At 64.1% G+C, this 9,119-nt stretch carries 9 protein-coding genes; 8 read left to right on the top strand and 1 reads right to left on the bottom strand.

The genetic code is table 11. From position 1 onward, the window contains the following. The 5 genes from MHM84_RS21290 to MHM84_RS21270 form a co-directional block, all read left to right on the top strand. Nucleotides 1-798: acetyl-CoA C-acyltransferase (locus MHM84_RS21290; protein WP_239269071.1), on the top strand; the 798-nt coding region annotated here is incomplete at its 5' end. 78 nt (nucleotides 799-876) lie between these two features. Then, nucleotides 877-2,061 carry an alpha/beta fold hydrolase gene (locus tag MHM84_RS21285; protein ID WP_239269069.1) on the top strand — a complete coding sequence of 395 codons (1,185 nt, stop codon included), beginning with the start codon at nucleotides 877-879 and terminating at the stop codon, nucleotides 2,059-2,061. Nucleotides 2,062-2,247: 186 nt separating this feature from the next. After that, complete coding sequence (locus tag MHM84_RS21280) at nucleotides 2,248-3,276, top strand: TRAP transporter substrate-binding protein (protein WP_239269067.1); 1,029 nt, start codon at nucleotides 2,248-2,250, stop codon at nucleotides 3,274-3,276. 28 nt (nucleotides 3,277-3,304) lie between these two features. Further along, nucleotides 3,305-3,832: a TRAP transporter small permease subunit gene (locus MHM84_RS21275; protein ID WP_239269064.1), complete on the top strand. Its 528-nt coding sequence runs from the start codon at nucleotides 3,305-3,307 to the stop codon at nucleotides 3,830-3,832. A gap of 1 nt (nucleotide 3,833) precedes the next feature. After that, nucleotides 3,834-5,126 carry a TRAP transporter large permease gene (locus tag MHM84_RS21270; RefSeq protein ID WP_239269062.1) on the top strand — a complete coding sequence of 431 codons (1,293 nt, stop codon included), beginning with the start codon at nucleotides 3,834-3,836 and terminating at the stop codon, nucleotides 5,124-5,126. Nucleotides 5,127-5,192: 66 nt separating this feature from the next. On the opposite strand, the gene MHM84_RS21265 is transcribed toward MHM84_RS21270, so the two are convergent. Further along, on the bottom strand, nucleotides 5,193-6,089 hold the full coding sequence (locus MHM84_RS21265) for a LysR family transcriptional regulator (RefSeq protein ID WP_239269060.1): 897 nt from the start codon (nucleotides 6,087-6,089) through the stop codon (nucleotides 5,193-5,195). 99 nt (nucleotides 6,090-6,188) lie between these two features. On the opposite strand from MHM84_RS21265, the gene mdlC reads away from it, so the two are divergent. From mdlC to MHM84_RS21250, 3 genes are all read left to right on the top strand, one after another. Next, the gene (gene mdlC / locus MHM84_RS21260) at nucleotides 6,189-7,775 is read left to right on the top strand and encodes a benzoylformate decarboxylase (protein ID WP_239269058.1); all 1,587 of its coding nucleotides are present in this window, start codon (nucleotides 6,189-6,191) and stop codon (nucleotides 7,773-7,775) included. 59 nt (nucleotides 7,776-7,834) lie between these two features. Further along, on the top strand, nucleotides 7,835-8,854 hold the full coding sequence (locus MHM84_RS21255) for a TRAP transporter substrate-binding protein (RefSeq protein ID WP_239269056.1): 1,020 nt from the start codon (nucleotides 7,835-7,837) through the stop codon (nucleotides 8,852-8,854). A gap of 51 nt (nucleotides 8,855-8,905) precedes the next feature. Next, the coding region (locus MHM84_RS21250) for an aldehyde dehydrogenase family protein (protein ID WP_239269054.1) at nucleotides 8,906-9,119 on the top strand (214 nt) is incomplete at its 3' end.

Raw genomic sequence — 9,119 nt, 5'->3', positions numbered from 1 at the left:
GAAGACACGACCATCGGCTGGCGCTTTATCAATCCGCTGCTCAAGAAGCAGTACGGCGTCGACTCGATGCCCGAAACGGCGGAGAACGTCGCCGAGCAGTTCAAGATTTCCCGCGAGGATCAGGACCAGTTCGCCTACCACTCGCAGCTCAAGACCAAGCGCGCTCAGGACAACGGTCGTTTGGCCAAGGAGATCGTGCCCATCGAGGTACCGCGTCGCAAGCAGGATCCGTTGATCTTCGATACCGACGAGCACCCGCGCGAAACCACCCTCGAGAAACTGGCCACATTGCCGACGCCGTTCCGTGCCGCCGGTTCCAGCGTGATGGGCTCGGTGACGGCGGGTAACGCTTCCGGCGTCAACGACGGCGCAGCGGCGATGATCGTCGCCAGCGAAGCGGCGGTGAAACGCTACAACCTCACGCCGATGGCGCGCATCCATGGCATGGCTACCGCCGGGGTCGAGCCGCGCATCATGGGCATCGGGCCGGTGCCGGCCTCGCAAAAGCTGCTCAAGCGTCTGGGCATGACCACCGACCAGCTCGATCATATCGAGCTCAACGAGGCATTTGCGTCTCAGGCGCTGGCCTGCCTGCGCGAACTGGGTATCGCCGACGACGATCCGCGGGTCAACCCCAATGGTGGCGCCATCGCCCTCGGTCACCCGCTGGGTATGTCCGGGGCGCGCATCGTCACCAGCGCCATGCACGAGCTGCAGCTGACCGGCGGTCGTTTCGCGCTGTGCACCATGTGCATCGGCGTCGGCCAGGGGATCGCAACGCTCATCGAGCGCGTGTGAGCCGTGTGAGATAAGTACCGCAACGAAGGCCGGCAGCCCGATTCGCCGGCTTTTCTCGTTTGGTCAAAGGAGAGAATCATGGCTTTTCTGGATGTGAACGGACGCAGCGTCGCGTATCGCCTGCTGGGCGCCGAGGCGCTGCCGCTGCTGGTGCTGGCTCATCCGCTGGGCATGACCCAGGCGGTATGGGACGACCTGCTGCCAGTGCTGTTGCCGCGCTACCGGGTACTGACCTGGGACCTGCCGGGGCATGGCGCGAGTGCGGCGTGGCCCGAGGCGGGTGGCGAGATCACCCCCGCCAGCCTGGCGGCCGAGGCGCTGGCGCTGGCCGACCATGCCGGGGCCTCGCGTTTTCATTTCGTGGGCACCTCCATCGGCGGCGTCGTCGGGCAGCAGTTGCTGACGGCGCATGCCGAGCGGCTACTGTCGGCGACGCTGACCAACACCGGCGCCGTGATCGGTAACCCCGACCTGTGGAATACCCGCGCAGGCCGCGTTCGCCAGGAAGGGCTTGCCGCCATGGCCGGCGAGATCGTGCCGCGCTGGTTCGCGCCGGCGCTGGTCGAGGCGCAGCCTGCGCTCGCCGAGGGCTGGAAGGTACAGATGGCACGCACCGACGGCGAAAGCTATGCGCGCCTGTGCGAAATGCTCGGCCGTACCGACTTCAGCGACAAGCTCACCGGACATGGGGTGCCGGTCCACCTGCTGGGCGGTCGCGAGGACATGGCGACACCGCCAGCCACGCTGGAAACGTTGGCGAAGGAGTGTGGGGATGCACCATTGGACATCCTCGACGATGTCGCCCATGTGCCGTCGGTGGAATGCTCAGCCGACCTCGCCCAGCGCCTACTGGGCTGGCTGTCGGTCAATCTCGGCAATGTCGGGGAGCAGGGCGTGCCTTATGCCACGGGGCTCACGACCCGCAAGCAGGTGCTCGGCGAAGAGCATGTCGCCCGGGCCAGCGCCGGGGCAACCACGCTCGATGCGCCATTCCAGCAGATGATCACGCGTCTGGCCTGGGGCGAGCTGTGGAGCAACGACGAGCTGACGCGTCGCGAACGCAGCATGATCACCACGGGGATTCTTGCCGCGCTGGGCCGTGAGGAGCTCGAGCTGCACCTCAAGACCGCCAAGCGTATCGGCTTATCCGAAGCCGAACTGCGTCAGGTGCTGATGCACGTGGCGATCTATGGCGGCGTACCGGCAGCCAACCATGCTTTCGCCATGGCCAAGAAACTCGGCTGGGGCGAAGCGCTTGACTGAGCTTGCGTTGAACCGATGGCTAGTCGTCTTAGACCAAAGTCGCGATTTCCTCCGCGCCGAGAGTCGCTAGCATTGGCTTTGATCGCTATGCGAACTATCGTTCGTCTAATAGTCATCTTCGCAGGAATGAGGGAGCATAGCCGTTAAACAGCTTCCTCGTTCGACAACGATAAAAGGACCCTAGCCATGAAACGTACCCTGACTCGCTGCCTGCTCGCGCTTTCCATTGCCGGGGTCGCCACTGCGGCCCACAGTGAGACCACCCTGCGCATGTCGCATTTCTGGCCGGGTGCCTCGGCGATCAACAAGGACATCTTCGAGGCCTGGGCCAAGACCATCGAAGAAGAGTCCAATGGCGAACTGCGCGTGCAGAACTTCCCGTCGCAGACCCTGAGCAAGGCCGACGACACCTACGAAGCCACCGTCAAGGGCATTGCCGATATCGGCATCACCGCCCAGGGCTATACTGCCGGACGCTTCCCGCTGTCGCAGATCGTCGAATTGCCCGGCGTGGCCGAGTCGGCGCCGGAAGGCGCCTGCATCATGCAGACCCTCTACAACGAAGGTCACTTCGGCGATGAGTACAAGGACAGCCATGTGCTGTTCATGTTCACCACCGGGCCGGGCTATATCCATACCCGTGAGACGGACGTTCAGACGCCGGAAGACCTGCAGGGCCTGCGTATCCGTCGTCCGACCGCGGTGGCCGGCAACATGCTCGAGAACATGGGCGCCCAGCCGGTCGGCATGCCCGCCCCGGACATCTATACCTCCATGCAGCGCGGCGTGCTGGATGGCCTGAGCTTCCCGTGGGAAGGCATGAAGGTATTCCGTCTCAACGAGTTGGCCAACTATCACACCCAGGTGCCGTTCTATACGCTGGTCTTCGTCGCCACCATGAACCAGAACGCCTACGAGCGCCTCTCCCCCGAACAGCAGGCGGTCATCGACGCCAACTCCGGCATGAAGTGGGCCGAGAACGCCGGTGACGTGTTCGACCGTCTCGACCAGGCCGGCAAGCAGGAAGCCGAGGAAGCGGGGCATACCATTCGCGTGATCGACAATCCGCTGGAGAACTCCGACTGGCAGGCGCCGCTGAATCAGGGGATCGAGACCTACCTGAGCGGTCTCGAGGAGCGTGGCCTGAACCAGGCGCATGACGTCTACCAGGCGGCACTCGACGCCAAGCAGGCCTGCTCTGAGCAGTCCTCCTAACCGTAGAACCCGATTCTAGGAGGTCATCATGCAGCAAGGGCTCGTTCGATTCAGTCGTTGGCTGGAAGCCCTGTGCAAGCTCATCGCCGGCATCGCCCTGACGGGCATGCTGGCGGTGACCGTCGTCGACGTGACGCTGCGCTATGTGTATCGCCTCAGCGACGGGGCACTGGCCTGGAGTGTGGTAGGCAGTGTCGAGCTGGTCAGCTACCTGATGCTGTTCGCGCTGCTGGCGGCCATGGCCGCCAACGTCGAGAAGGGCCAGGTGGTGGTCGAGGCGTTCAGCCACCGGCTCAACGCGACCATCAAGACCCGTCTCAACGGCTTCTATCTGCTGGGCTTCACCGCCCTGGGACTGGTGGTGGCCGTCGGCCTGTGGGACTCGGCGGTCAGTGCCGGGGCGCACGGCGAGGTCACCCAGGATCTGCGCCTGCCGATGGGGCCGATCTACTGGACGGCGGCGGGCTTGAGCCTGCTGCTCAGCATTCGCAGCCTGGCGTTCGCCCTGCTGGGACTGGTGTTCAATTACCGCGTGGCATCGGTCGAGGAGATCTGAGATGAGTAGCGAAATGATCGGTGCCACGGGCCTGGGCCTGTTGCTGATCCTGATGATTCTGCGCGTGCCGGTGGCGCTGACCATGCTGATCATCGGCGTGGGCGGTTTCTCGCAGGTCATCAGCTGGGACGCAGCGATCTCGATGGTCAAGTCGGTGCCCGTCGAGGTGCTGACCAACTACAGTTTCAGCGCCGTGCCGATGTTCATCCTGATGGGCGTGCTCGCCGCGCACTCGGGCATGGCCGGCAAATTGTTCGACTCCACGCGGGTCATCTGCGGCGGCTGGAAGGGCGGTCTGGCGATCGCCGCGGTGGGCTCGTGCGGCATCTTCTCGGCGATCTCCGGCTCGTCGCTGGCCACCGCCAGCACCATGACCCGCGTGGCTCTGCCCGAGATGGAGCGCTACGGCTACAACCGCGGCCTGGCCACCGGCGCCCTGGCCGCCGGCGGCACGCTGGGGATCATGATTCCGCCGAGTATCGCACTGCTGATCTACGCCATCCTTACCGAGCAGTCGGTGGGCGACATGTTCATGGCCGGGCTGATTCCCGGCCTTCTGGGGCTGGTGATGTATGCCTTGACGGTCACCGTGATGATGCGGATCAAGCCGACCCTGGCAGTGCCGGGGCAGCCGACGAGCTGGCGCGAGAAAGCCGGCTCGCTGGCCGGGCTGGTGCCGTTCTTCGCGGTGTTCCTGATCATCATCCTGGGCATCTACTTCGGGCTGTTCACGCCCACCGAAGGAGCCAGTGTGGGCGCCTTCGCCACGCTGATCTATGCGCTGGTCAAGGGCATTCGCGGCGCCGGGCTGTGGCAGGCGCTGCAGGAGACCCTGGCGCTGTCGACGGTGGTGTTCTTCATGCTGGTGGGCGCCGAGACGCTGGGCTACTTCATCTCGGTGTCGCGCATCTCGTTCTCCATCTCCGACTATCTGTTCAGCCTGAACCTGGCACCGATCGTCGTGCTGCTGTGCATCCTGGCGATGTACTTCATCCTCGGTATGTTCATGGACTCGATCGCCATGCTGGTGATCACCGTGCCGGTGGTCTACCCGATCATTCAGGCGGTGGGCATCGACCCGGTGTGGTTCGGGGTGATCACGGTGCTGACCGTGGAGCTGGGGCTGATCACCCCGCCGGTAGGCATGAACGTGTTCGTGATCAAGGCGATGGCCCCGCACGTGGGGCTGGGCGAGATCTTCAAGGGCGTGGCGCCGTTCATCGTCTCGGATTTCGTGCGCCTGGCGCTGCTGATCCTGTTCCCGGTGCTCAGCCTGTACCTGGTCACGGGATAGCGGCCTGTCCGGAAATCGCAAGCGCAAACGCTGACGGCTCTGCCGTCGGCGTTTTTCGTTAGGGTTTCAGGTCCCGGTGATCGCCTCGACGAGGCGGTTACAGAACCAGCGCTGGGCCGGGGAACGGGTGGTATGGGACTGCCAGTGAAGTGCAACGTCGAAGGGTGGCACCTCGAACGGCAGGTCGAGCACCTTGAGCGGAGCCTCACGTGCAAAGGCGCTGGCGATTTGCTCGGGGAGGATGACCAGCAGGTCGCTTTCCTGAAGGATGCGCGGCAGGCTCGAGAAATGCGATACCGTCAGGCGGACCTTGCGTTGCAGCCCTTGCTCGCGAAGCACGTCCTCGGCGAGGCCGTGTCCGGTCGAGGCGGCGACCACGGCGTGCCGGGCCTGGATGAATTGTTCCAGGCTCAGGGCGTCGCCGATGGTGTCATGGTCGCGGTTGAGCAGGCACACGTAACGATCGCTGAGCAGCACGCGCCGCTCGACGCCCGTCGCACCGACAGGGCGGCTGCAGATGACGGCGTTGATCTTGCCGGTGGCCAACCAGTCCTCGACCTTGTCGATTTCCAGCGGAACGACCTCGAGCTCGATGTCGGGTGCCTGGACATGCAGGTGCGCGAGGATGCGCGGTAGCAGCGACATTTCGCCAAGGTCGGTCAGTGCCAGGCGGAAACGCTTCTGCGATTGGCGAGGCTCGAACTCATTGTTGCTTTCCAGAACGCTGTCGATCTGAGCCAGAGAATCGCGCAGGGCGGGGTAGAGCTGCATGGCGGTAAAGGTGGGCTCCATGCCGTCGCGGGAGCGTACGAACAGTCGATCGCCGAACTGGTCGCGCAGGCGTGACAGAGCGTAGCTCACCGAGGGCTGAGTGACGTGCAGCCGTTCTGCGGCCAAGGTCACGCTACGGGCATCGTAGAGCGTGACGAAGACCCTCACCAGGTTAAGATCAATGGCAGCCATAAAATAGATACAGTTTATTTTTTATAGAAAAACTATCGATTTGATCGATGGTAGCACGAAGGCTAGCGTGGAATCACACAGTCATTTCGGAGCCCCGCCATGCCTACCGTGCATTCCGTCACCTACCAGCTCCTGCGTCGCCAGGGGCTGAATGTCGTCTTCGGCAATCCCGGCTCCAACGAGCTTCCGTTCCTCAAGGATTTTCCCGAGGACTTCCAGTACGTCCTCGGCCTGCATGAAGGTGTCGTGGTCGGCATGGCCGACGGCTACGCCCTGGCCAGCGGCCAGCCGGTGCTGGTCAATCTGCATGCCGCAGCGGGTACCGGCAACGCCATGGGCGCGTTGACCAATGCCTGGTATTCGCATTCGCCCCTGGTACTCACTGCCGGCCAGCAGGCCCGTTCGATGATCGGCGTCGAGTCCATGCTCGCCAATGTCGATGCGCCCTCGTTGCCGCGCCCGCTGGTCAAGTGGAGTTATGAACCGGCCTGTCCCGAAGACGTGCCACGCGCCCTCAGCCAGGCGATTCATATGGCATCGCTGCCCGCCAAGGGGCCGGTTTACGTGTCGATTCCGCATGACGACTGGGGACGAGAGGTCGAAGAGGACGCCACGCTGGTGACCCGACGCGACGTGCATCATGCCGGGACGCCGTCCGACGCCCAACTTGCCGGTTTGGCCGAACGCCTCAATCGGGCACGCAACCCGGTCGTGGTACTCGGGCCCGAAGTCGACGCGGAGCATGCCAATGCCTTGGCCGTCGAACTGGCCGAGCGCCTGCGCATGCCGGCCTGGGTGGCGCCGTCCGCCTCGCGCTGCCCGTTCCCGACCCGCCATGCCTGTTTCCGCGGGGTATTGCCGGCAGCGATCGCGGGGATTTCCGGCAAGCTGGAAGGCCACGATTTGATCCTGGTCATCGGTGCGCCGGTGTTCCGATATCACCAGTACGCGCCGGGGCGCTACCTGCCCGAGGGCGCCGAGCTGATTCATCTGACCAGTGATGTGCAGGAAGCTGCGCGCGCGCCGATGGGCGATGCCCTGGTCGGTGGTTTGTACGCCACGCTGGAAAAACTGCTGCCGACCCTGACGCAGAGCGAGCGTGCCATGCCCGAGCCGCTGCCATTGCCGCAACCGATGGCGGATGAGCCCGGTCGTCTGGCGCCGGAGAGCGTCTTCGATGCGCTGGATGCGTTGGCTCCTAAGGATGCGATCTTCGTCAAGGAATCGACCTCGACGGTCACCGCCTTCTGGCAGCGCGTGGAAATGCGCCATCCCGACAGCTACTTCTTCCCGGCGGCCGGGGGGTTGGGGTTCGGCCTGCCTGCCGCCGTGGGCGTACAGCTTGCCCGGCCCGAGCGTCAGGTCATCGCGGTGATCGGCGACGGGTCGGCCAACTACGCCATCAGCGCCTTGTGGAGTGCGGCCCAGTACGGCGTGCCGGTGGTGTTCATCATCCTCAGGAACGACACCTACGGCGCGCTGCGCTGGTTCTCGCGCATGCTGGATGCCGAGGATGCGCCGGGCCTCGACGTGCCGGGACTGGACTTCTGCGCCCTGGCGCGCGGCTACGGCGTCGAGGCGGTGTGTACCGATACTCGTGACGCTTTCGAGAATGCCCTGCGCCAGGCCCTGAATGCCACGAAGCCCATGCTGATCGAGGTACCGACGACGACCATCGAACCCTGATGACAGAAGACGCCGATCACGGCAATGCAAGACACCAACAACGATAAGAGGAAAAACGCATGAAACACGCCATCTCACGCCTGCTGCTCGTCACCTCCACGCTGGGGCTGTGCGCCTCGGCCGGTGCGGAAACCACCCTGCGCATGGCTCACTTGTGGCCGGCCGGCTCGGCGGTCAACCAGGAGCTCTATCAGGCCTGGGCGAAACGGATCGAAGAGGAGTCCAACGGTCAGCTTAACGTCGAGATCTACCCCTCGCAGACGTTGGCCAAGTCCGAACAGGCCTACGATGCGGCGGCCAACGGCATTGCCGATATCTCCGTCACGCTGCAGGGCTATACGGCCGGCCGCTTCCCGCTCACCGAGATCGTCCAGTTGCCGGGGGTGGTCAACAGCGCTTCTCAAGGTGCCTGTATTCTGCAGTCGCTGTATGAACAAGGTGACGTTGCCAGCGAGTACGACGATACCCACGTGCTGTTCCTGTTTACCACCGGACCGGCCTACCTGCATACACGAGAGACAGAGATCAAGACTCCTGCCGACCTTCAGGGCCTGCGCATCCGTCGCCCCAGCGAGGTGGCCGGCGAGATGCTCGCCAGCATGGGGGCCCAGCCCCTGGGCATGCCGGCGCCGGACATCTATACCGCGCTGCAGCGTGGAGTGATGGACGGCCTGAGCTTCCCTTGGGAAGCCATGAAGGTATTTCGGATCAACGAGTTGACGAACTATCACCTGCAGGTGCCGTATTACGCCGGCGCCATCGTGGCGACGATGAGCCAAGCCGCCTATGACCGGCTATCTCCGGAGATGCAGGCGGTGATCGACGATAATAGCGGCATGGCGTGGGCGCTCAAGGCGGGGCAGGTTTTCGACGAGCTCGACAAGGCCGGACGCGAGGAAGCCGAAGCCCAGGGCAACATCATCCACGTCGTCGAGAATCCGCTCGACGATCCCGCCTGGGCTGCGCCGCTCAAGCAAGGCACCGAAAACTATCTCAAGCGGCTCGAGGCACGCGGTCTGGATAACGCCCATGAGATCTATGAGAAAGCCTTGGCGTTGCGCAATCAGTGCGATGCTTGAGCGTCGGCGTTAGGATGCTAACAGTATTCTCGACACAATAAGGAACACGCCATGGAACGTTTGAATCTGTTGATCGGTGGCCAGTCGCGGCCAGCCCAGGAAAACGCTGATTTCGACCGCGCCAACCCGCTCAACGGCGAGACCGTCACCCGCGCGGCGGCCGCCTCCGTCGACGATGCCCGCGCCGCCGCCGACGCCGCGGCGCGCGCCTTCCCGGCCTGGTCGAAGACCGGCCCCGGCGAGCGGCGCATGAAGCTGCTCAAGG

It is taken from the genome of Halomonas sp. McH1-25, assembly GCF_022348165.1.
Classification (GTDB): domain Bacteria; phylum Pseudomonadota; class Gammaproteobacteria; order Pseudomonadales; family Halomonadaceae; genus Modicisalibacter.
The sequence above is the reverse complement of the archived record's forward strand: the minus strand, read 5'-3'. Positions and strand labels throughout refer to the sequence as shown.